A 22777-nucleotide genomic window follows, 5' to 3' on the forward strand; every position below is an offset into this window, starting at 1 on the left:
GGTTATGGCTCTTCCTGGAGAGTCACAGGGGCTTTTTGAAAAAGAAAATATTCCAGTAATCTATTCCGGTATTGGCAAGGTGAACGCCACTTATGCAGCACTGGATACGATTCATAAAACCAAATGCAAAGTGATGATCAATCTGGGAACGGCGGGAAGCTCGCGCTTCAAAACCCATGATCTTGTCGAAGTTTCCAGTTTCGTACAGCGAGATATGGATATTTCGCCTTTGGGTTTCAAGGTCGGTGAAACCCCATTTGACCCACTGCCGGGCGCTATTGATCTGATCCCTTATTTCCCGGAACTGAATGCCGGAATCTGCGGGACGGGAGATGCCTTTGAAACCGGCACACCTAAAGTCACTTGTGATCTGGTGGATATGGAAGGGTATGCGCTGGCCAAAGTCTGCCGTAAAATGAATGTGCAACTGATCTCTTTAAAATACATCACTGATGGTGCGGATCACAATGCACACAATGATTGGGAGGCCAATCTGCTTCATGGAGCAAAAAAGCTTTTGGAGTATTATAAGAAAATGGTGAATCTCTAGGCGATCGGGTGAAGTCAGTCGCCTTTCTTAGTTAAAGTCTCGAATTGGAACATGGAATTTCCTCATCTTTAGTCGGGGAGTTCCGATAAGTTCCATATGATAAAGCCAGCACAAGTCGCAATGTTTGCTGTGGCCCTGTCCGGGCTGACCTTAGGAGTTCTTGCCAACCCGTTTGGCTCTTCAAAGAAAAAGATAGATCCGTTGGAAGTTGAAACCCGTATCGAACGGGCGGAAAGCTATTTCCATGCGGGCAACTATGAAGGAGCCTTGGAGGCGTCTAGAAAGATCCCTCCACACGTTCCGCGTTATGCTGATATCCGTGAGTTGCGTCGCAAGTCCGAAGAAGCCTTGCGCGAGTACAAACGAAAAATCGAGGTGGGGGAGGCGGAACCTCGTACGGTGGATCGGTTGCCGGCCGCTTTGAGAGATTCTTATTTTGATGCCAAGCTGGAATTCAGCCGCGGTCAGTGTCAGGAGGCTTATGCTTCTATGACCCCGGTGGCAAAATACCTGAAAAATCAGCAGGATGTTGAAATTTTTAAGGCCTGTCTATTAACCCAAAGAAAATCTAAATGAGTCTCAAAATAGGGCTCATCTTTAGTCCGGCTGGACCGATAAGAAGTCCAGGTACGAAACCAAGGCCTTGAAAGGGGCCGAGAAGGAGAAAACATGAAACTCAACTATACCTTTAAGCATCTCGATCACTCCGATTCCCTGGTGAACTATACAGAAGAAAGAATGTCTGAGGTCGGGCGCTTCCTGCTTAAAGAGGGTTACGGCAGCGTGTATTTCAGTAAACAGAAAAATGAATTCTGTGTTGAGATTTCCGTGAACACTCGCGAGAAATATTTTAAGGCGACGGCTTACGGTCCGGACATTTATAGTGTTGTAGATTCTGTGGCGGAAAAGCTGGAAAAGCAGTTCTTGAAAATCAACAAACAGTACAAGGACCACAAGAAACCGGAGAATACAAAAGAGACGCGTTATGAGACTTATGCCCGCTGGAAAAAGGCGGCTTGATTTTCGTGCAATTTTTATAGCATCGAACTATAGTATGGAGGTGGGCTTATCCACCTCTTTTTTTGTTTGGAACGTTGCTTGGAACAGGAAAGTCGATTGCATTGGGGCGCCAGTTTGTTCTCTTTGGATGTAAAAGAGGACGGTCTGGTTCGGCATTACAAGAGCCGCTTGCTGGTTCTTATCACGGTTCTGACGGGTCTCTTGATGTGGACCTATAGTTTGATTTCCTTATTTTTTGTGGAACAGCCGATTTTGGCCCGGATCGGTTTTACCTGCTCAGTGATCCACGCCTTTTCGCCGCTCGTGTATCGCTTCACCCGCTCTATGGTGGCCGCAGCCTATAATATGGTTTTGGCCGGAATGGCGTTTCAATTTTCCTTCTCGTTCTTTACGGGCGGTTTTTTTTCGCCCACGCTATTGTGGTTCGCCGTATTGCCTTTGATAGTGGGACTGCTGACTAATCGGACCCATGCGATTGCTTGGACTTTTATTTGTGTTTTGGCCTATATCTTCATGTTCTTTTTGCAAAACCAGGGTTGGGTCCCAGAGCCTGCCATCAGTTCGTTAGGTAAAACACTTGCCCAGTTCATGATTGGAATGGGGCTGATCGGCCTGGTGGGAGGCTTTACGGTCTTTTTCCTGGAGCTGGCCTATTTTTACCATCACAAACCCAAGGACTCTTGACCCCTCAGACACGTTTTGTTAGGTTGGCCGTTCGCTAAAAAAGGCCTGTTTCTTGGGCTGAATTTAGGATGGCCTTTTTGATGAGGCCGAGCTCATTAACACCTTTCCTAATGAGGAACGAAAGCAGTGAAAAACTATCTTTTTACGAGTGAATCTGTATCTGAAGGCCATCCGGATAAAATGGCGGATCAAATCTCTGACGGTATTCTTGATGCCATCCTGGCTCAAGACCCGAAGGGCCGTGTTGCCTGTGAAACCATGCTGACAACCGGTTTGGTTGTTGTTGCCGGGGAAATCACGACTTCTGCAAAAGTAAACTTCTCTGAAGTGGCTCGTGATGTTGTAAAACGTATTGGTTATGACCACTCTGATAAAGGTTTCGATTACAAAACTTGCGGCGTGATGATCGCCGTAGGTCAACAATCTCCAGATATCGCCGTCGGCGTAAAAGAAACTCTTTCTGATGATCAAGGCGCGGGCGACCAAGGTTTGATGTTCGGTTACGCAGTCAATGAAACTCCAGAGTTGATGCCTTTGAGCATCGCGATGTCTCACCAGCTTGTGAAGGATCTTGCGGTTCTCCGTAAAGCAAACAAGGTGGACTGGTTGCGTCCGGATGCGAAATCCCAAGTCACAGTTCAGTACGAAAACGGTATTGCAAAACGTATCGACGCAGTGGTGATCTCCACTCAGCATGCGGACAGTGTTTCCAATGCGGTCATCAAAGAATTCATCACTGAAGAGCTGATCAAAAAGTCCATCCCATCTCAGTGGATTGATGCTAAAACTAAATTCTTCATCAACCCAACAGGCCGATTCGTAACCGGCGGTCCAATGGGTGACGCTGGTTTGACAGGTCGTAAGATCATCGTGGACACCTACGGTGGTCATGGTGCGCACGGTGGCGGCGCGTTCTCTGGTAAAGACCCTTCAAAAGTGGATCGTTCCGCAGCTTACGCGTCACGTCACATTGCAAAGAACATTGTGGGTGCGGGCCTGGCAGAACGCTGCTTGGTTCAGGTCGCTTACGCAATTGGTATTGCGGAGCCTGTGAGCATCACTGTGAACGACTACGGAACAAGCAAAGTGGGTCCGGAAGTGTTGGAAAAAGCGGTTCGTCAGGTCTTCGATTTGCGCCCAGCTCGCATTACGAAGGATTTGGACCTGCTAAGACCAATTTACAGCCCCACAGCGGCTTACGGCCACTTCGGTCGTAATGAAGAATCTTTCACTTGGGAGCGCTTGAATAAAGTCGACCAATTGAAAGACGCTGTTAAAACCTTGTCTTAAAAATCTTTAAAACCTTAATCATTGCGCCGAGTTGTTCCTAGCAACTCGGCGCTTCTTATTTATAATACCGCCCTATGGATCCTAAATTTATACGTAACTTCTCAATTATCGCTCACATCGACCACGGCAAATCTACTTTGGCTGACGGTCTTCTTTCTGCAACCGGCTCTTTGTCGGATCGTGAGAAAAAGGATCAGTTCCTGGACAACATGGAACTTGAGCGCGAGCGTGGTATCACGATCAAAGCGCAAACGGTGTGTTTGGATTTTAAATCCAAAGACGGCAACATGTATCAGATCAACTTGATCGATACACCGGGGCACGTGGATTTTTCTTACGAAGTGTCTCGTTCTTTGGCTGCCTGCGAAGGTGCGATTCTGGTTGTTGATGCCGCTCAAGGTGTCGAAGCTCAGACGCTGGCCAACGTTTACCTGGCTATGGAAAACAATCTGGAAATCATTCCGGTTCTGAATAAAATTGATCTTCCCTCTGCGGACCCTGAAGGGGTTGCCAAGCAGATCGAAGACACCGTGGGCTTGGACTGCACAGGCATTATCCATGCTTCTGCCAAAGAAAAAATCGGCATCACGGATATTCTTGAAGCTATCGTTGAAAAAGTTCCGCCGCCAAAAGCGGATCGTTCTTTGACTCCGCGAGCGTTGATTTTCGACTCTTGGTTCGATGCTTATCAGGGCGTTGTCGTCTTGGTCCGTATGGTTGATGGAGTGATCAAAAAAGGTGATAGAATTAAATTCATGGCCACAGATCGTGACTATGAAGTTCTGCGCATGGGTAAGTACAAACCATTCCCAGCGATGCAGGACTCTCTTGAGGCTGGCGAAGTGGGCTTTATCGTTTGCGGTATCAAAGACATCCGTGACGTTCAGGTCGGTGACACGGTCACTGCGGCCAAGCACCCGGCAACGGAGCCGCTTGCAGGTTTCCAGCGTATTAAGCCGATGGTTTTCGCCGGTATTTTCCCGGTGGTGGCTTCTGAGTACGAAAACTTGAAAGTTGCTTTGGATAAGTTGTGTCTGAATGACTCGTCCCTGACATTCGAGGTGGAAAAATCCGCAGCCCTGGGTTTCGGTTATCGATGTGGATTCCTGGGCCTTCTGCACATGGAAATTGTACAAGAGCGTCTGGAGCGTGAATTCAACCTGGACTTGATCACGACCGCACCTACGGTGGTATATAGAATTACCAAAACTGATGGCACTGAAATTATGTTGGAAAATCCATCAGGCATGCCGATGGAAACGCAAATTGAAAAATTTGAAGAGCCCTACGTAAAAGTGACCTTGCATACGCCGACCGACTATATCGGTGGCATCCTGAAGCTGTGTGAGGACAAACGTGGCACTCAGTTGAAGATGGAATATGTCACAGACAAAAAAGTCATCATCGAATACAAGTTGCCGATGAATGAAATGGTTATGGATTTCTATGACCGCTTGAAGTCGATATCCAAGGGCTATGCGTCTTTGGAATATGAATTCATCGGTTTTGAAGAGTCAGACCTGGTGAAGCTCGACATCCTGATCAACGGCGAGGCGATTGATGCCCTGTCTTTGATTGTTCATCGCTCCAAAGCGCTGAATCGTGGACGTTTGCTTGCAGAAAAAATGAAAGAGCTGATTCCTCGCCAGCAGTATCAGGTTGCCATCCAGGCGGCGATTGGTTCGAAAATTGTCGCGCGTGAGACACTGGGGGCGATCAAAAAAGACGTGACCGCGAAGTGTTATGGTGGTGATATTTCCCGTAAGCGTAAGCTTCTGGAAAAGCAGAAAGAGGGTAAAAAACGCATGAAGGCCATCGGCCATGTGGAAGTCCCTCAGGAAGCCTTCTTGGCCATCTTGAAAGTGGAAGACTAGGAGAATCATCATGAGTGACAACAAACCTAAAAGCTGGGACTTCAAAACGAAGCACTTTTGGACCGAAGGTTGGGGCTCTTTGTTCCTGGCGGTTTTCATTGCTTTGTTCATTCGCTGGGGCTTCATTGAAGCTTACGTGATTCCGTCCGGTTCTATGCTTCCGTCCCTGCTGATTCACGATCATATCTTTGTGAACAAGCTGACTTACGGTCTGCGTGTTCCCTTCAGTGAAAAATGGCTGGTGAAGTTCAATGAACCAGAACGTGGCGAAGTGATCGTGTTCAAGTTCCCCAAGGATATGAGCACCTTCTTCATCAAACGTATCGTGGGCGAGCCGGGTGATAAAGTTTACTATGAAAATGGGACTCTTTATATCAACGACAAACCGGTTGAAAAGAAAGTTCCCGCGAACATGGATGACTTTGCATGGCTGCGCGATGCGGACTTCCAGCGTGATGGCAACATCAACGACAACAAAGAAAACTACGTCGAATTCACAGAAGCTTTGCCGCCGGGCAAAGGGACCAAAGAGGGAAGAGAGCACGCCATCCTTCTTCGCAAGGGTGATGTCTATGAGACCTTCGGTCCTGTGACAATTCCGGATGATCATCTGTTTGTAATGGGTGACAACCGTATGAATTCTCACGACAGCCGTGGTTGGGGTTTCCTGCCGAAACAAAATATTCTGGGTCGCGCGATGTTTGTATGGTTGAGCTGTGAAGAAACGATTCCGAATCTTCCGTTCCTGTGCAACCCACTGACGATCCGCTGGGGCCGCTTCTTCCACTCTGTTAACTAGATGTCTGAAGAAAACAGCACTCCCAATTTAAAAGGAACGTGGAATCAGGCGATTCTAACGTTCCTTTTTCCTATTTTGCTGGTGATGGGAGTGCGTTGGGCTTTGTTTGAGCCCTTTGTGATTCCTTCCGGCAGCATGATTCCCAATCTTCTGATTCACGATCACATTCTTGTTAAAAAATTTGCTTTCGGTCTGCATGTTCCCTTCAGTGACCGTTGGCTGCTGCAATGGTCTGCGCCTTCGCGTGGTGATATTGTGGTTTTCAAGTATCCCGAAAATCCGGATGTCTACTACATTAAACGTCTGATTGGCCTTCCCGGAGACCGCGTCGAAATCAAAGCTGGGCGTGTAGCGGTGAATGGGAACCCCTTCGCGATGATTCCGGTGTCGGACCAGGGACTTGAGGCGGGGTTTCAATACTTCACTGAAAATAATGGCGACCGAGCTTACACTGTTCGCTTTCTGTCCTCTGAAGATTCCGGCGATGTGCAGGTCTATAAAATCCCTGATGGGGAATACTTCTTTATGGGCGACAATCGCGATCAGTCAGCGGACTCTCGTGCTTGGGGATTTGTGAAAAATGAGTATTTGGTTGGAAAAGCCTCAGTGATCTGGCTTTCCTGTCACAGTACTTTGCCGACAATGACTTTTGTGTGTGATCCTTCACAGATTCGTTTCGACAGACTTTTCCAAAGCTTGCACTGATCTTTGAAAAAGACCTTTTCCGTGTAAAATTCCTTTGAAGCCCCTCCCTTGTTCCGTTTAGGATTTAAGGATGAGTCGCTGGCGGGAATATCTGACAACTTTGATTTTGGCTGTGCTGTGTGCGCTGTTCGTGCGCCATTTTTTGGTCACGGCCTATAAAGTGCCGACGGGTTCGATGCAGCCGGCACTTAAGCCCGGCGATTTCATATTTGCCTCACGCATTTCCTACGGTGTGCAAGTTCCTTTTGCCGCGAAAAGATGGTCCCTGACCTTGCCCGAGCGAGGTGATGTGGTGGTCTTCACTTATCCGAATCAGCCTTCGGTAACTTACGTAAAACGAGTGGTCGGTTTGCCCGGTGATCGCGTGCAGATTATCAAAGGCCGTTTGATTTTAAATGAAGAGCCTGTGAAATACGACAAACTGGATTCGGTGGCTGGCGACAATCCAAGCCCGGATCTTTTTGATATTTACTCTGAAAAAGTAGGCGAGTCTGCGTGGCGAGTGATTTTCCAGAAAAAGCCCGATGACAAGGACTTTGGCCCTCTGGTTGTGCCTCCCGGAGAGGTGTTCCTGTTGGGGGATAATCGTGATGCCAGTGACGACTCGCGCTATTGGGGCACGGTTCCTATGGCCCAGGTGGTGGGCCGGGTGGCTTTAATTTGGCTCTCGTTGGATTGGCAGCACAAATGGGGCGGGGATCGCTATCCTTCAGTGCGTTGGGACCGAGTTTTTTCCACGGTCCATTGACAAGCGTTGGCTTGGAACCTAGGCTTGGGTTCTAGATGTCCTCTAGGAAAAATTTCTCTCTTATTGATCTTCGCTCTCTTGAAAAAACAAAAATCGATTTCCTATTCTCTTTCGCCGACCAAATCGCGGCGGGAAAATCGTCTCCTATTGAGGGCTTCGGAAAAACCGGAGCCCTTTTGTTTTTTGAGGCCAGCACCCGCACCCGTATGAGCTTTGAAACGGCCTGCGCACGTTTGGGAGTTCATCCTTTACGTTTGGATGGGGGCGCCGGAAGCAGTCTGGAAAAGGGCGAGACCCTGGAAGACACAGTTTTAAATATCGAAGCCATGCAGCCTTCCTTTCTGGTGATTCGCAGCGGGGAGGATCTGGATCTGCAAGCTCTTTCAGAGAAAATCCCAACGCCGATTCTGAATGCGGGCTGGGGTAAGAAGGGGCACCCGACTCAAGCACTTTTGGATGCCTATACAATTCGCAAACATCTGGGGACCTGCGCCGGACAAAAACTTCTGATTGTCGGAGATGTTCGTCACAGTCGAGTGGCAGCATCGCACTTCGAGCTGGCGGAAAAGCTCGGATATGAAGTGGCGCTATGTGGGCCGGCAGAGTTCCTTCCGACACGACCACCTTGCCAGGTCTTTAAAGATCTTTCCCAAGGATTGCAGTGGGCGACAGCGGCAATGGCCTTGCGAGTTCAATTGGAACGTCACGATCATAAGTATGCTCTGGCGGACTATCGTGATCAGTTTGGATTCACGACCAAGAACCTTCAATCCCTGTCGGAAAAAGCACTCATCATGCATCCCGGTCCAATCAATCAAGGGACTGAGTTGGATTCAGAGATTCTTCAGGATTCACGCTGTAAAGTGCTGGATCAGGTTCGTAACGGGGTGCTGATTCGTCAGAGTCTGATTCAAATGACAATGAAAGAGGTACAGTAATGCGCGGCTATCTGGTGCTTGAAAGTGGGGAGATCTACACAGGTGAATGGCAAGGTGGCACTGATCGCGCAGGCGAAGTTGTTTTCAACACCTCGCATTCCGGCTACGAGGAGATTGCCACGGATCCCTCATATTTTTCTCAAATTGTGGTGCTGACGGCCCCGATGCAGGGGAACTATGGGGTTGAAGATGATGTTTGGGAATCCCGCCAGTTGTGGATTGATGGTTTTATCTGCCTGGAAATCCAGGATTCAGAAAGAGATCAGGCGTGGAAAAGACGTCTGACAGACAATGGAATCCCTTTACTCACTGAAATTGACACGCGCGCGCTGGCGTTGCGTCTTCGTCAGGGAGGAACTCCTTGGGGGGCCTTGGTGCAGGCTCAGGATCAAGCTGCTGCGATTGCCAAAGCTCAGGCCTTAATTGCCCAGAAAAAAACTTTGGACAAGGACTGGGTTTATATCGCGTCCCGCAAAGAACCTGAGGTGCGTCGTGGTGACAATATGGTGGGACCGCGAGTGGCAGTTTTGGATTTCGGCAGTAAAGAGAATATCTTAAGAGAGCTTCAACACCGTTGCTCGGAAATCAAGATTTTCAACAGCCGCACTTCTGTGCAGGATATTCTGGCTTACAATCCTGATGGGATTATGCTGACGAACGGTCCCGGAGATCCCGCAGACGTGAAGGTCGCTATCGGGACGGTTCGTGAGTTATTGGGAGTCAAACCCATCTTTGGGATCTGCATGGGGCACCAAATTCTGGGGCTAGCCCTGGGGGCTAAGACTTACAAGCTGAAGTTCGGTCATCGTGGCAGCAATCACCCGATTCGCGACACTGTGCTTAATCAGATTTATGTAACCAGTCAGAACCACGGATACGCCGTGGAAGAGTCCACATTGCCTTCTGATGTCAAGGTGACTCATGTGAATCTTAATGATGGCACTGTGGCAGGATTTTATAGTGAAAAACGCAAGTGTTTAGGAATACAATATCATCCGGAAAGTTGCCCAGGACCGCATGAAGCGTCCGGGCTGTTTAGCTATTTTATTGAGCGGATGATATGAACGAATACGAAAAACTGATAGAAAAAATTCTTAATCACTTTGTCAGCGACGCCTTCAAAGACGAATTGGCCATGGCCAAGAAAGAGTTCTTTGAAAATGCGGGTACTTTGGATGAAAACTCCGAGCACTATGAATCGCGCATGGCTCAGTTCTATGACTGGTATTTTTTCACCAGAGAGCTGAAAGGATTCGGTCAGACACCTTTGGAGGCCTGCTTGCTGGTGCGTGAGCTGCGTTTTTCTGAAGATGAGATGAAAACACTGGAAGTGCTTAAGCAGCACCGCCATTCGATTTACGAATTTGTGAAAATCAAGGACGGAGATGTTTATATCAAGGATCTTCTGCATGGGAAGAAGGGCTTGTTCGGAGCCGAAACCCTTGTGGTAAAGGCCTCTCCTTTCGTCTTTGGCTTTGACCCGGATGAACTTTTTGAAGTCCGCCTGATCCCTCACGGGGATTCTTATGTCTTTACCCGCGGCTTCTGTTTCCACCCTGAAAGTGCGAAGAAGTTCATCTTGGGCGAAGTGAAGCGTCACCGCAAAGATCCGGATCTTGACCCGGATCTGCTGATGCTTCGCCTGATTAAAATGCGTTATAAATTTGAACAGTACAAACACGTCAGACCCGAGATGATTTACTCCAATGAGGGGAAATTGGGGATCTGATGGCAGTGACCTAGGAGGAAAGAGTGCCACGCAAGTCCAGTATTAAGAGAGTTCTTATTATCGGATCTGGACCCATCGTTATTGGACAAGCCTGTGAGTTTGATTACTCTGGCACTCAAGCCTGTAAGGCGCTTATGAAAGAGGGATTGGAAGTTATCCTGGTGAACTCCAATCCCGCGACGATCATGACAGACCCGGAAATCGCCACCCGGGTTTATGTTGAGCCACTCAAAGTGGACTATCTTGAAAAAATCATCGAAAAAGAAAGACCCGATGCAGTGATCCCAACTTTGGGAGGCCAAACGGCTTTGAATCTGGCCTTGGATCTGCATGCTAAAGGCATTTTGCAGAAGTATAAAGTGGAGTTGTTGGGCGCAACCCCGCAGGTGATCAAAGCCGGAGAGGATCGAGAAATCTTCCGTGGTCTTCTCGATAAAATCGGGGCGAAATATCCGAAAAGCCATCTGATCCGCACTTACGAACACGGCCTGCAAATCGCTGAAGACCTGGGTTACCCCATGATTCTTCGCCCGAACTACACGTTGGGTGGTGGCGGTGGTGGTATTGCCTATTCTCCTGAAGAATACAAAAAAATGCTGGTGACAGCGCTGCATGAAAGTCCGACATCGGAAGTTCTGGTGGAAGAAAGCATTCTGGGCTGGAAAGAATATGAACTTGAAGTCATGCGCGATCATAAGGGCACCTTTGTGGTGGTCTGCAGTATTGAAAATCTGGATCCGTGTGGGGTGCACACTGGCGACAGTATCACGGTGGCGCCTCAGCAGACCTTGAGTGATCGCGAGTACCAGTCCATGCGTGATGAGGCTTGCAAGATCATCAATGAAGTCGGCATTCAAACCGGCGGAGCCAATATTCAGTTTGCTGTGCATCCAACCACCCGCGAGCGCGTGGTGATTGAAATGAATCCTCGGGTCAGTCGTTCTTCTGCGCTGGCAAGTAAGGCCACCGGATTCCCGATTGCCAAAATCGCGGCCTTGCTGGCGATCGGCTACAGTCTGGATGAATTAAAGAATGATATCACCAAAGTGACGCCATCTTGTTATGAGCCGGCTTTGGATTACGTCGTCACAAAAATCCCACGTTTTGCTTTTGAAAAGTTTGTGGGTTCCAAAGACACTCTGACCACGCAGATGAAAAGTGTCGGCGAGGTGATGGGGATTGGCCGGACGTTGCAGGAATCCCTGATGAAGGCTTTGGCCAGCCTTGAAAAAGATCCGCAAGCCATTCCCGAAGTGGCCTTGGAAACAGGCAAGATCTCTTATCCGAACAGTCGCCGTATCTATCATCTTTTCCAGGCTTTCCGTGATGGCAAGACCGTGGCCGAGATCGAAGAGCTGACAAGGATCAATCCTTACTTCCTTGAGCACATTGAAGCCTTGATCAAGTTTGAAAGAGCTTTCAAGGCGGACTTTACCGATAACAATGCAGACCTGCTTTTGAAAGCCAAAAGAAAAGGCTTCACAGATGCCCGACTGGCCGCTTTGGTTGGTAAGAAAGAAGCCGATATTCGGGCTTTGCGTGAAAAACACGGTATTCTTCCGCGCTATTCCCAAGTGGACACCTGTGCGGGCGAGTTTGAATCCTCCACGCCGTATTTCTATTCTTCCTATTGGCCGATGACTTCTGCGATTGTGAATGCGCCGGATGCCGTGGTTATCATTGGCAGCGGTCCGAATCGAATCGGGCAGGGGATCGAGTTCGACTACAGTTGCGTGCGGGGAGTAAAAGGGTTCCAGAAGAATGGCAAAAAAGTCATTATGGTGAACTCCAACCCGGAAACGGTCTCAACTGATTACGATACGTCGGACGTTCTGTTCTTTGAACCTTTGACGACAGAGAGCCTTTGTGAGGTCATGCGCTTTATCAAGCCGATGGGCTTTGTTGCGCAGTTGGGTGGTCAGACTCCGATTGGTGTGGCTCCGGATCTGGTGAAAGCCGGCTATCGCCTGCTGGGATCTTCGCTGGAAACAATTGATTTGGCTGAAGACCGTGGCTTGTTCTCTAAAATCTGTCGCGAGTTGAATTTTGCCATTCCGAATTCAGGCATGGCCGGTTCTTTGGAAGAAGCTTTGAAGATTGAAAAAACTGTTGGTTATCCAATGATTTGCCGTCCAAGTTATGTCTTGGGTGGGCGTCGTATGGAAGTCATCGAAAACACCGAAGAGCTTTTGTCCTACTTCCAACGGCATAAAGACTATATTTCTGAAGCCAAGCCTTGTCTGATGGATCAATTCCTAGCGGGGGCTTTGGAAGTTGATGTGGATTTGGTTCGTGGAGACGACTGGGTTGTTGTCGGTGGGGTTGTCGAACATATCGAAGCGGCGGGGGTTCACTCCGGTGATTCGATGGGGGTTTTGCCTCCGCATCGTCTGAAAGATGAAACTTGTGAGCGTATCGAGGATCTAAGCAAACAACTGGCCAACCGTATTGGTGTCATCGGACATCTGAATCTGCAATTGGCAGTAAAGAATGATGTCGTTTACATGCTCGAGGCCAATCCGCGCAGTTCTCGTTCGGTACCTTTTGTCGCCAAAGCCACGGGCATTCCTCTGATTGATCTGGGGGTTTCCGCGATGCTGGGGAAGAAAAAGAAAGATCTGAAGTTGGATTCTTTGAACTGGAGAAACACCCAGACGGTTTCTGTCAAAGGCGTGGTCTTCCCGTTTAAAAAGTTCCCCGAATCCGATTCGATCCTGGGACCAGAAATGAAATCCACCGGTGAAAGCATGGGCCGCGGAAAGAACTATTCCGAAGCTTTGGCGAAGGCCTTTCTTTCAAGTAACATAAGACTTCCTAAGATGGGGCAGGTATTCTTCTCTTTACGTGATAAGGACAAGGAAATCATGCTGCCTTTGGCGCGTGAACTGCAAAGAATGGGTTACGGTGTGTCGGCCACGACGGGAACGGCAACATTCTTTAATGACAAAGGTGTGAACTGTCTTTCTTTGCGCAAAGTCGATGAAGGACGTCCTCACTGCGTGGACAAGATTCGTTCGGGCGAGGTGGCATTTGTGATCAATACGACCTCCGGCCGTCGTGCGATTGAGGCCAGCTTCGACATTCGTCGAGCTTGTACGGATTATAATATCCCTTGTCTCACTGAAAGTGATGCGGCCGAGGCCTTTGTTCTTGCTTTGAAAAACGAAAGAAATGAGTCATCATCAGTCGAGGCCCTGGGGGCCATGGAGGCATTTTGAAACGACTCATTCTCGGCTTGCTGACAATTCTCTCAATTTCCACAGCACAGGCAGCGGAAGGAACCGCGGAAGCAGTTCCGCCGTCGATCACTCTGGGTGTGATTCCAGGGGGTAATCCAGAGAATTTGCGCGAGCAGGGGTTGGCCTTGGCCAAAGAGCTTCAGGCGAAGCTCAATATTCCTGTGAATATTTATGTCTCCAAGAACTATGCGGGGTTGGTCGATGCGATGAAGGCCAAAAAGGTTGATTTCGCCTTCTTCTCTTCCTCGACGTATGTTTTTGCAGAACAGCAGGCGCAGGCCAAGGTTTTGCTGAAGAAGGTCTGGAATCATCCTTACTACTATTCCGTGATCGTAACGCCTAAAAATTCCGGGATCAAAAAATTGAAAGATTTAAAGGGGAAGCGCATGGCCTTTGTCGATGACAAGTCCTCTTCAGGCTATCTGTATCCTCAGGTGGCCCTGCGCAAAATAGGATTGCAGGACAAGGACTTCAAGGAAGTGGCCTTTACAGGAAACCATCAGGCATCTATTCAGTTTCTTGAAGCCAAGAAAGTGGATGCGGCCGCAGTCTTCAGCGATGACGAAAAGGGCTTGGAAGGCGCTTGGGAAAAGTTTGGTACCGATAAAAAGGCTAAATACCGTATTTTATGGATGAGTGCTCCCATCCCGAATGACCCTTTCTGCGTTCGCCAGGAATTTTACGATACGTATCCAAAAATCACGCATACTTTGATGTTCACGCTGATTGATATTTTGGAACAAACTCGCAATAAAAACACCTACTCCGAGATTTTAGGCTCTCGTGACTTGATGCCTGCCACTTCTAAACAGTATGATCCTGTGAGGGAGATGGTGAAGGCTCTAAATATCGAGCTAAAGCCATAAGCAAATAATGGCTGTATTATCTATTGAAAAGCTGAATAAGACCTTCAAAGGCGGTCTTTTTGAAAAAGACCGTCATGTCTTGCGTGATGTCAGCTTCGCCTTGCCGGAAGGGCAGACCTCTGGTTTTGTCGGCAGCAATGGGGCTGGAAAAACCACTACGATCAAATGCATCTTCGATTTTATCCGGCCCGACAGTGGAATCATTCACTTCTTTGGTAAACCCCTGACCAGTGAAAGCAAAACCCGTGTGGGATATTTGCCCGAGCGTCCTTATCTCTATGAATTTTTGACGGGGATGGAGTTCCTGCGCCTGCACTGGAATCTTTGTTATGGGGCCTCTTTAAAGGACTTCCATGAAAGAGCTCACGAAGCCTTGAAAAAGGTGGATCTCTTTGAGGCTAAAGACCGTCGTTTGCGTACTTATTCCAAGGGCATGTTGCAAAGAATCGGGATTGCCCAGGCTATTTTGACCCGTCCGGATTTGCTGATTTTGGATGAGCCCATGTCGGGTTTGGACCCGGATGGTCGGGCCATGGTGAAAGATATTTTGCGGGAAGAACAAAAGCGGGGAGTCAGTTTGTTCTTCAGCAGTCATCTTCTGCAGGATATGGAAGAGCTTTGTTCACATCTGGTGGTGATCAATCGGGGGCAGATTCTTTATGACGGAGTTTTGAACTCTTTCATGGCGGAATACCAAAGTTTGGAAAAGGCGTTCTCTGTACTTAAGGGTAAGGAGGAAGGCCGTGTATAAGGTGTGGACTTTGGCGCGCACCACTTTGCGCGAAATGCTTCGGGAAAAGATCTTTATGGTGGCGGTGTTGATCGCTGTTGCCCTGTTGGCCTTAAGCTTTCTTTTGGGGGCTTTGTCCTTTGCTGAACAAAGAAAGATTCTGGCAGATTTCGGTTTCATGGCTATTCAGATTTCCGGCCTGGGGATTTCATTGTTTGCAGGCGCCTATCTTTTGGCCAAAGAAATTGAAAAGCAGACCTGTCTTTTGATTCTTTCTCGTCCGGTCAGTCGGGCTCAGTTTATTCTGGGGAAACTTTTTGGAGTTCTTGCTCTGAACACTCTTCTGATGAGTGCCTTGGGAGTGGTGCTTTACCTCCTGTTGGGCCTTTGGAAAGAGCCCAAACTTTTTCCTGCATTTTTCGAGATTGGCCTGAGTCTTTGGTGTGAAAGTGCTGTCATTCTTTGTCTGGTGATTTTCTTCAGCCTGGTGGTGCGTCCGGTTCTGGCTTTGGGGGCTGGATTTATGGTCTTCCTGCTGGGGCATTGGCTGGGAGATTTGGCTTTCTTTGCAGAAAAAAGCCAGGAAGACATGTTTGTGCAGGCGGTGAAGGTTTTGCACTGGGTGACACCGAACTTCTATCGTATGAACTGGAAGTCTGCTTACTTCCTTGAAAATGGCATTCCGTTTAACAACATCTTATGGATGCTGGCACACATGACAGGCTGGGCCTTGTTGGCGATTTTGCTGACCAACTTCTTCTTCAGGAGAAAAGACATTGTTTGATATCGACACGGGCTTTTATGTCCTTTTCTTTGTATTGGGTGCTATCTTTGGCAGTTTTGGAAACGTCATTATCTATCGTCTTCCGCGGGAAGAAAGCATCGTAAAGCCACGCAGTCATTGTTACAGCTGCAAAACTCCGGTGAAATGGTATGACAATATCCCCATTTTCAGCTGGTTTATCCTGCGTGGACGTTGCCGCAAGTGCCACGCCAAGTTCTCGTTCCGCTATCCGTTGGTGGAACTGATCACGGCAGTTCTGTTTGCTTTGAGCTATCATTATGCGGGTCTTTCGTGGACATTGCTTGAATACCTGATTTTTGTCTTTGGTTTGGTGGTTTGCACGTTTATCGACATTGACCACATGATTCTTCCGGATGAGTTCACTCTTTCCGGGATCGTTATTGGCTTGGTTGGGGCGGCCCTGAATCCACAGCGCGAGTTCCTGGATGCACTTTTTGGGATGCTGATGGGGGGCGGATTCCTGTGGGGGATGGCTTATGTCTATTATCTGCTGACAAAAAATGAAGGCATGGGCGGCGGGGACATCAAACTTCTGGCCTGGATCGGTGCGATCCTTGGGTGGAAGGCCATTCCATTTGTGATTATGTCTTCAGCAGTTATTGGAAGTGTGATTGGTTTGATCGCTGCCAGAAAACAGAAAGCAGGACTAAAGACGGTGATTCCGTTTGGTCCGTACCTGGCCTTAGGTGCGGTTCTGTACCTATTCGGGGGCGAGACCATCGCTCTTTGGTATCTTGACCTGTTCCTTCCGGGCTTGAGTTAGTTCTTCGACCGAGGCTGGACCTTTGGGTATGGCCTCGACCCTTGTTTGACATTCCCCACCCAAGCAGAAATAATTTTAGTATGTTAGACTTGTGTCTAAAGACGTAAGTCTTTGAAAAGACATCTGAGTGGTACAACTGGGGAAGCAGCGTAAGCATGTTTTTTAAATCGAAAAAAGTCATCGGACTCGACATCGGATCGAGCTCCATCAAACTTGCTGAAATGGACGTCAGTGGCAAAGGCGCCCAGCTTCTCTCTTTTGGTTTTGCACCAACGCCTCCCAACGCCGTGTCTGGCGGTGAAATTGTTGATATCGGTTCAGTTGGAATCGCGATTCAGCAGTTGATCGCTGAAGTTAAAACCAAACGCAAAGGCATTGCCACCGCGATGTGGGGAACGGCCGTTATCGTAAAAAAGATCACGATCCCTAAAATGGATCGCAAGCTGATCAAGGATCAGATTCGCTTCGAAGCCGAGCAGTATATTCCTTTTGATATCAATAATATCAGCCTGGCTCACCATATTCTGAATACCAGCTCGTCGCCGGATGCTATGGATATTCTGTTGATTGCTGCGCAAAACGAACTGGTCAGCCAGTACACCCAGGTGATTGAGGTGAGTGGGCTGAACTGCAGTGTTTTGGATGTTAGCGGTTTTGCTTTGGCCAATGCCTTTGAGCTGAACTATGGGAAAATTCCTGGTGAAGTCGTGGGCATCTTGAATTTCGGTGCTTCCATTACCAACTTCGTGGTTCTGCAAAATGGTGAAGTCATCTTCTGTCGGGATATCCCGGTTGGGGGCGCCAACTACACCAATGAAATCCATAAAGCCATGGGTGTGACTGTGGCGGAAGCGGAAGCTTTAAAACTCAGTGCCATTTCCCGTCGTGAAGTTCCGGACGAGGTTCACAGCATCATCAGTGCAACGAATGAGGCTGTGACCGAAGAAATCCGCAGCAGTCTGGACTTCTTAAGTGCGACCACCAATGGATTGGTTTTGAGCCGTTGTTTCTATACTGGCGGAAGCTCTGCAACTTCCGGTCTGGTGGAAACTGTATCGCGTGTCACGGGCATTATGATGGAGCCATTTAATCCATTCTTGCGTGTGAAAGCGAATCCGAAGAAGTTTTCTCCCGAGTATCTTGATCAGATCAGCTCATTTGCGGGCGTCGTCACCGGGTTGGCCTTGCGCCAACAGGGGGACGCCACATGATTAAAATCAATCTGGCAAATGGAGCTGGCGCCGGAGCTGGAGTCGGCGGAGCCTCTTTGGGGGCTTCTCTGGGGATTTCCAGTGACTCCTTTATGGGAGCCGATGAAATCCGCAAGGAGGCGTTGAAGCGTCTTGTGCTTTTGCTGGTGGGACCTTTGGCCCTCTATATATATGAAAGCCAGAACGTTCCGACTAAGGTGACGGAGCTGAACTCCAAGAACCAGATTTTGGCGGAGCTTCAGTCTTATAACGCCAAGGCTGCAGACTCAGTTGCAGAAATTAAGAAGTTTAAGGAAGACGAAGCCTTGATGGAGGCGCGCATTTCTGCTTTGGAAAAAATATCCAAAGATCGTCAGCGTGAAATTCGTGTTCTGGATCTGTTGCAGACAGTGATTCCGGAAAAAGCCTGGTTGACCCGTGTGCAGATCAATCCGGGACGTGTGAACATACAAGGTTTGGCTTTGAGTGACTTCGAAGTTTCCCAGTTCCTGGAAGCTTTGACGAAGAGTGTTTTCTTGATGGATGTGAACTTGGTCAGCTCCAGTGAGTCCTTACAGGACGGAGTGAGTTTGAAAAAGTTTGAGATCAGTTGTTTGCTGGAGAGACCAAATGAATAAGATATTTGACACTCTCGCAGTTCAAACGATTGGAAAGATTCTAATGATCGGCTTGGCTTTGACCGGGCTGTACTGGAACTTCATCTATGATGACGGTTCTGCGGTGGACGCTCAGATTGCGACTGTGAATCAGCAATTGCAGGAAGAGGAAAATAAGAAAAAGGACACCGATGCCACCTTGAAACAGGTGCAGGAAATGCAGGAAAAGGTCGGGCAGCTCAGCCAGAAGTATCAGGAGATTTCCCGCCGATTGCCGGCGGTATTGTTCTCGATTGATATTAATAAGGCGATCGACGACTTTGCCCGTAATGCAGGTGTCAGCGTGAAGTCCAAAAAACCGGGCGAGAACGTTAAAAAAGAAGTGGTGGAAGAAGTCCCGGTGGAAGTGTCTTTGGAAGGAAGCTATGCCGAACTGGCGCAGTTTACGTTCCTGGTCTCCACCGCAGAGCGAATGGCCCGTGTTCAGAACATTGTTGTGAGCGAGTCAGAGCCAGGTTCGAAGAAATTGAAATTTGAAGGACAGGTCGTGGGCTATAAACTGGCTCCGGAAGAAAAGAAACCTGCAGCAGCGGAGAGTGAGCAGTGAAATCTGTAAGATGGATTGTATCTTACATTTTGGTGGCTTCCTTGGGACTGTGGCTGGCCTTTGCGGTCAGCATGAAGTTCATGGCGCCGGCTCATTCTCAGGACGCTCCAGCTAACGGAGATCTGCCCGCAGAGTTCATGAAAGAGGTCGAGTCCACTCAAGTCCCTCCGGCAGGGGGTACAACTCCGCCACCAGCAGCGTCGAAACCTCCTGCGGCGGCAAGCGAAGTGCCACCACCACCGACAGAGCCTTCGCAGGTTCCTGCTCCTCCGGCGCAAGATATGCCAATTGGCGATGCGGTGACGGCACCTCCTCCAGCACAGGAAATCGTGCCACGTGACGGGTACGTTTATGACCCCACAGGCAAACGTGATCCATTTAAAGTGTTTAAAACAGTGCGACCTATTTTGCCAGAGGCGGCCCGACAAAATGAGATCCTGGAGCCATTGCAGCGCTGGGAAGTTGATCGTTTGCAGGTCGTAGGTATTTTGTGGGACGTAAGAACGCCTCGTGCGATGATCAGAGATCCCGATGGGGCTGTATTTGTAGTGACTAAGAATTCCAAAATTGGTCGTAGCGAAGGATTCGTGGCGACTATTCGTGAGGGTGAAGTCGTAGTGATGGAAACCAAGTACGAAGATGGCAAGGCCTATAAAGAGCCCCGCGTGTTGGAGTTGAAAAAATAGTTTTCTAAGTTTTAGGAGGAGCTAATGAACGGATTCATTAGATTGTTGATCCTGAGTGCAATGATTGCCTCTTTGACCTCTTGTGCAAGTCAGCCGGTAGAGGATGATTTGTCACTGGACGGTTTTGATTCCTCTGCAGAGGTTGCCCCTGCCGAAGAAGCGGCGCCATCCAATGCTGACAGCGATTTTGCCGAGTTCGATGAAGTCGACAATCAACCGTCTCAGCAGGGGGAAGCGGCTCCGACCGGAGATCAGGATCTGGCGATTGAAGAAGAGGTGAATCAAGCCGGTGGTGAAGGCCAGCAAGCGGCCCAAGAGACTCCAGCAGCTCCGGAAGAATCCAATCCTACCGAAGATCCATTTGCTGACAACTCTGTTGCTGATGTTCCAGCTCCGACGACGGAAGAGCCGACAGTGGCAGAAACCACTCCAGACCCGTTTGCGGAACAGCCAACGGTCACAGAAACAGCACCTCCTGCTCAGGAGACATTTGCGACGGTTCCATCCGGTTCTCCGGCGAACATCACAGATCTTAAGTTCCGCGCTAATGAAACAGGCGGAACGGTGATTGTTCAAGGGGATCGTCCTTTGACGTACACAACACGTACAAATCCGGATTTGCACCAGTACATCATCGAGGTGGACAATGCCAATCTGCCGGATCGTCTGAAGCGTTCTTTGAACACAAAAGACATCAAAGGCAGCGTGGGTGCTATTGATGCTTATCAAAATCCGGGCTCTGCTACGGCGCGCTTTGTGATTCAACTGCGTGACGGTGTGGGTGAACCGACGATCCAACAGGAAGGTAACAGTCTTCTGATTGTGGCCAGCGGCACAGGGGCGGCTCCGGCAGAGGCCGTGGAAGTGACTGATGTCAGCAATGCGATGGGGGACAACAAAATCCTTCCAAGCCAAAATCTGACAGAGTTCCTGGCTGGTAATACGAAATTCTACGGCAAAAAGATTTCCATTGAGACCAACAATATGGATATCCGTGACGCTTTGAACTTCATCACTGAAGAATCCGGCGTGAATATGGTGATCTCTGAGGACGTGAAGGGGGCCGTCAGTTTGAAACTGCGTCAGGTTCCTTGGGATCAGGCTCTGGTTGTTCTGATGCAAGCCAAAAAATTGGGCTACACCCGTCAGGGCAATGTCTTGCGTATCGCTCCTCTTCAGGATTTGAAAGCGGAAGAGGACGACGCAACGAAACTGGCTCAGGCGCGCAGAAATCTGGAACCATTGAAAGTTCGCATGTTCCCAGTCAGCTACGCCAAAGTGGATGAGCTGGAAAAGAAGATCAAAGACTTCCTGGGGGATCGCGGTAAAGTGGTTGGCGATGTTCGTACCAATGCCCTGGTCGTAACCGACATCGAGGAAAACCTGGAGCGTGCGGCGAAGCTGATCCAAAGCTTGGATACACAGCCACCGCAAGTTTCCATCGAAGGCAAGATCGTTGAAGCATCCGAGAACTTCACCAGAAATATCGGCATCAACTGGAGTGCTTCCGGTGCTCCGATCAAGTTGGGTGGTACTTCTCGTGGTCCGGTGAATATGAACCCAAGCTTCAACGTGAACTCTTCAGCAGCCGGTCAGAACGGTGCTTTGAACTTCGGTTTGAACGTGGGAACTCTGGATATCTTCGGAACTCTTTCCGCGGCATTGTCATTGAACGAAATCAACGACCAGGTGAAGATCATCTCGGCTCCAAGAATTTCGACCATGTCTAACGAGAAAGCTGAAATCAGTCAGACAACGGAAGTTCCGGTTCGTCAGGTGACTCAGAACGGGACGGCCACTCAGGAAACGTTCCAGTTCAAGCCATTGACTCTGAAATTGGATGTGACTCCGCAAGTAACGGCTGATGGATCTGTTATAATGAAAGTGCTTGTGAACAGACAGTTCCGAGGAGCTGACGTGAGTAGTGCGGGTCAAGGGGCGTTTGCGGTGAACAGCCGTGAAGCCAACACTCGTATCCTGGTTAAGAACGGACAGACTGCCGTTATCGGCGGTATCTATCAAAGTGATGCGACAGACGGGGAAACAGGGGTGCCTTGGTTCCGCGAAATCCCGGTCCTGGGTCATTTGTTCAAAACCAAAAATATCACGAAAGAAAAATCTGAACTGTTGATCTTCCTGACACCAAGAATTCTGGGTCAGGTGGGTTCGGGTTCCATGAATCCGGAAACAACGGATCTATAACGGAGGCAACGTATGAGACTTTTAAAAGCCCTGCTTTTGACATCTGCCGTTGCTGTCCTGCTGCCCAGTTGTTCTGAGCAACAAAGTGATTTGATGGTGCAGTTGGGGACGACACGTACTTACGTGATCAACGCCTCGGCAAAGAGTTGTTTGACCAAAGAAACAGAAGATCCGTCCAATCCGTCTCCCAATGACGTGGGGGCCGCGTTCTTCCAGGTTCAGTACTTGAATATCGCATGGCCTAATACGGAAAAGACACTGATCGTAGCGACGATTCGCCTGAAGTTCCAAGGGCCTCAATTCTCCGGTGGTACATATCTTTGTGAGTTCGCGGGCGACAACCTTCTGGCTCTGAATGAAATCTGGTATGCGAAAGGTGAGGCGGCAGTTGGGGGACCGGAAATCCCAAGCTATAAAAAGCCGACAAGCGCGGCTGAAAGATATACGCCAGCCCAGATTGTTTCCACAACATGTCCGATTGTGTGTGGTGGCTTGAATGCTTCTGCGTCCTTCCAGTCTTCAGGAGTCGTGGATATCATCGGTTTCTCTCGTGACGCCAAAGGGGAGCTGACTCCGGAAAGAACCACAGGCTTTATTTCCATTGAAAGTCTGGGCGATTAGCACTCAGTAACATTTACTTCTGACGGCATTGCGATTCCCGCAGCGTCTTGCAAAGAAACAGGAAAAAGGGCTCAGGAATGGGCCCTTTTTTATTGCCCGCATGCGGTCAGGCGC

At 49.0% G+C, this 22777-nt stretch carries 23 protein-coding genes; all 23 read left to right on the forward strand.

Annotated elements, in window-relative coordinates; genetic code table 11:
- Positions 1–4 precede the first annotated feature (4 nt).
- A complete protein-coding gene (locus tag ACES2G_RS03705) occupies positions 5–550 on the forward strand; it encodes a 5'-nucleosidase (RefSeq protein ID WP_374001883.1) in 546 nt (181 codons plus the stop codon).
- Positions 551–646: 96 nt separating this feature from the next.
- Complete coding sequence (locus tag ACES2G_RS03710; RefSeq protein ID WP_347357030.1) at positions 647–1126, forward strand: hypothetical protein; 480 nt, start codon at positions 647–649, stop codon at positions 1124–1126.
- Positions 1127–1219: 93 nt separating this feature from the next.
- Positions 1220–1570, forward strand: a complete 351-nt coding sequence (gene hpf / locus ACES2G_RS03715) for a ribosome hibernation-promoting factor, HPF/YfiA family (RefSeq protein WP_347357031.1) — start codon at positions 1220–1222, stop codon at positions 1568–1570.
- A gap of 78 nt (positions 1571–1648) precedes the next feature.
- The gene (locus ACES2G_RS03720) at positions 1649–2254 is read left to right on the forward strand and encodes a hypothetical protein (protein WP_347357033.1); all 606 of its coding nucleotides are present in this window, start codon (positions 1649–1651) and stop codon (positions 2252–2254) included.
- A gap of 126 nt (positions 2255–2380) precedes the next feature.
- Entirely contained in the window at positions 2381–3544 is a 1164-nt protein-coding gene (gene metK / locus ACES2G_RS03725) for a methionine adenosyltransferase (protein WP_347357035.1), read from the forward strand.
- A gap of 74 nt (positions 3545–3618) precedes the next feature.
- Positions 3619–5418 carry a translation elongation factor 4 gene (gene lepA, locus ACES2G_RS03730; RefSeq protein WP_347357036.1) on the forward strand — a complete coding sequence of 600 codons (1800 nt, stop codon included), beginning with the start codon at positions 3619–3621 and terminating at the stop codon, positions 5416–5418.
- 10 nt (positions 5419–5428) lie between these two features.
- A complete protein-coding gene (lepB, locus tag ACES2G_RS03735; protein WP_347357037.1) occupies positions 5429–6217 on the forward strand; it encodes a signal peptidase I in 789 nt (262 codons plus the stop codon).
- Positions 6218–6922 carry a signal peptidase I gene (gene lepB / locus ACES2G_RS03740; protein WP_347357039.1) on the forward strand — a complete coding sequence of 235 codons (705 nt, stop codon included), beginning with the start codon at positions 6218–6220 and terminating at the stop codon, positions 6920–6922. It begins immediately after the preceding gene.
- A gap of 70 nt (positions 6923–6992) precedes the next feature.
- Positions 6993–7670 (forward strand): signal peptidase I, encoded by a 678-nt coding sequence (lepB, locus tag ACES2G_RS03745; protein WP_347357041.1) that lies wholly within the window; start codon positions 6993–6995, stop codon positions 7668–7670.
- A gap of 35 nt (positions 7671–7705) precedes the next feature.
- Entirely contained in the window at positions 7706–8608 is a 903-nt protein-coding gene (locus tag ACES2G_RS03750) for an aspartate carbamoyltransferase catalytic subunit (protein ID WP_347357043.1), read from the forward strand.
- Complete coding sequence (carA, locus tag ACES2G_RS03755; protein ID WP_374001368.1) at positions 8608–9672, forward strand: glutamine-hydrolyzing carbamoyl-phosphate synthase small subunit; 1065 nt, start codon at positions 8608–8610, stop codon at positions 9670–9672. Before ACES2G_RS03750 ends, carA begins: the two co-directional genes overlap by 1 nt.
- Positions 9669–10337: a hypothetical protein gene (locus ACES2G_RS03760; protein ID WP_347357046.1), complete on the forward strand. Its 669-nt coding sequence runs from the start codon at positions 9669–9671 to the stop codon at positions 10335–10337. Before carA ends, ACES2G_RS03760 begins: the two co-directional genes overlap by 4 nt.
- A gap of 23 nt (positions 10338–10360) precedes the next feature.
- Positions 10361–13555, forward strand: coding sequence for a carbamoyl-phosphate synthase large subunit (gene carB, locus ACES2G_RS03765; protein ID WP_374001369.1), 3195 nt, complete (start codon positions 10361–10363; stop codon positions 13553–13555).
- Entirely contained in the window at positions 13552–14442 is an 891-nt protein-coding gene (gene phnD, locus ACES2G_RS03770) for a phosphate/phosphite/phosphonate ABC transporter substrate-binding protein (protein ID WP_347357049.1), read from the forward strand. Before carB ends, phnD begins: the two co-directional genes overlap by 4 nt.
- A gap of 7 nt (positions 14443–14449) precedes the next feature.
- Positions 14450–15193, forward strand: coding sequence for an ABC transporter ATP-binding protein (locus tag ACES2G_RS03775; RefSeq protein WP_347357051.1), 744 nt, complete (start codon positions 14450–14452; stop codon positions 15191–15193).
- A complete protein-coding gene (locus ACES2G_RS03780; RefSeq protein ID WP_347357052.1) occupies positions 15186–15956 on the forward strand; it encodes an ABC transporter permease in 771 nt (256 codons plus the stop codon). Before ACES2G_RS03775 ends, ACES2G_RS03780 begins: the two co-directional genes overlap by 8 nt.
- Positions 15949–16740 (forward strand): prepilin peptidase, encoded by a 792-nt coding sequence (locus ACES2G_RS03785; protein ID WP_347357053.1) that lies wholly within the window; start codon positions 15949–15951, stop codon positions 16738–16740. Before ACES2G_RS03780 ends, ACES2G_RS03785 begins: the two co-directional genes overlap by 8 nt.
- A gap of 155 nt (positions 16741–16895) precedes the next feature.
- Entirely contained in the window at positions 16896–17951 is a 1056-nt protein-coding gene (gene pilM, locus ACES2G_RS03790) for a type IV pilus assembly protein PilM (RefSeq protein WP_347357055.1), read from the forward strand.
- Complete coding sequence (locus tag ACES2G_RS03795) at positions 17948–18568, forward strand: PilN domain-containing protein (RefSeq protein ID WP_347357057.1); 621 nt, start codon at positions 17948–17950, stop codon at positions 18566–18568. The genes pilM and ACES2G_RS03795 overlap by 4 nt, the downstream gene beginning before the upstream one ends.
- Positions 18561–19154: a type 4a pilus biogenesis protein PilO gene (locus ACES2G_RS03800; RefSeq protein WP_374001370.1), complete on the forward strand. Its 594-nt coding sequence runs from the start codon at positions 18561–18563 to the stop codon at positions 19152–19154. Before ACES2G_RS03795 ends, ACES2G_RS03800 begins: the two co-directional genes overlap by 8 nt.
- Positions 19151–19840: a pilus assembly protein PilP gene (locus ACES2G_RS03805; protein ID WP_347357060.1), complete on the forward strand. Its 690-nt coding sequence runs from the start codon at positions 19151–19153 to the stop codon at positions 19838–19840. The genes ACES2G_RS03800 and ACES2G_RS03805 overlap by 4 nt, the downstream gene beginning before the upstream one ends.
- A 24-nt stretch (positions 19841–19864) precedes the next feature.
- A complete protein-coding gene (gene pilQ / locus ACES2G_RS03810; protein ID WP_347357062.1) occupies positions 19865–22042 on the forward strand; it encodes a type IV pilus secretin PilQ in 2178 nt (725 codons plus the stop codon).
- 12 nt (positions 22043–22054) lie between these two features.
- Positions 22055–22663 carry a hypothetical protein gene (locus tag ACES2G_RS03815; RefSeq protein WP_347357064.1) on the forward strand — a complete coding sequence of 203 codons (609 nt, stop codon included), beginning with the start codon at positions 22055–22057 and terminating at the stop codon, positions 22661–22663.
- Positions 22664–22777: the final 114 nt, after the last annotated feature.

Source organism: Bdellovibrio bacteriovorus, assembly GCF_041888015.1.
Lineage (GTDB): Bacteria > Bdellovibrionota > Bdellovibrionia > Bdellovibrionales > Bdellovibrionaceae > Bdellovibrio.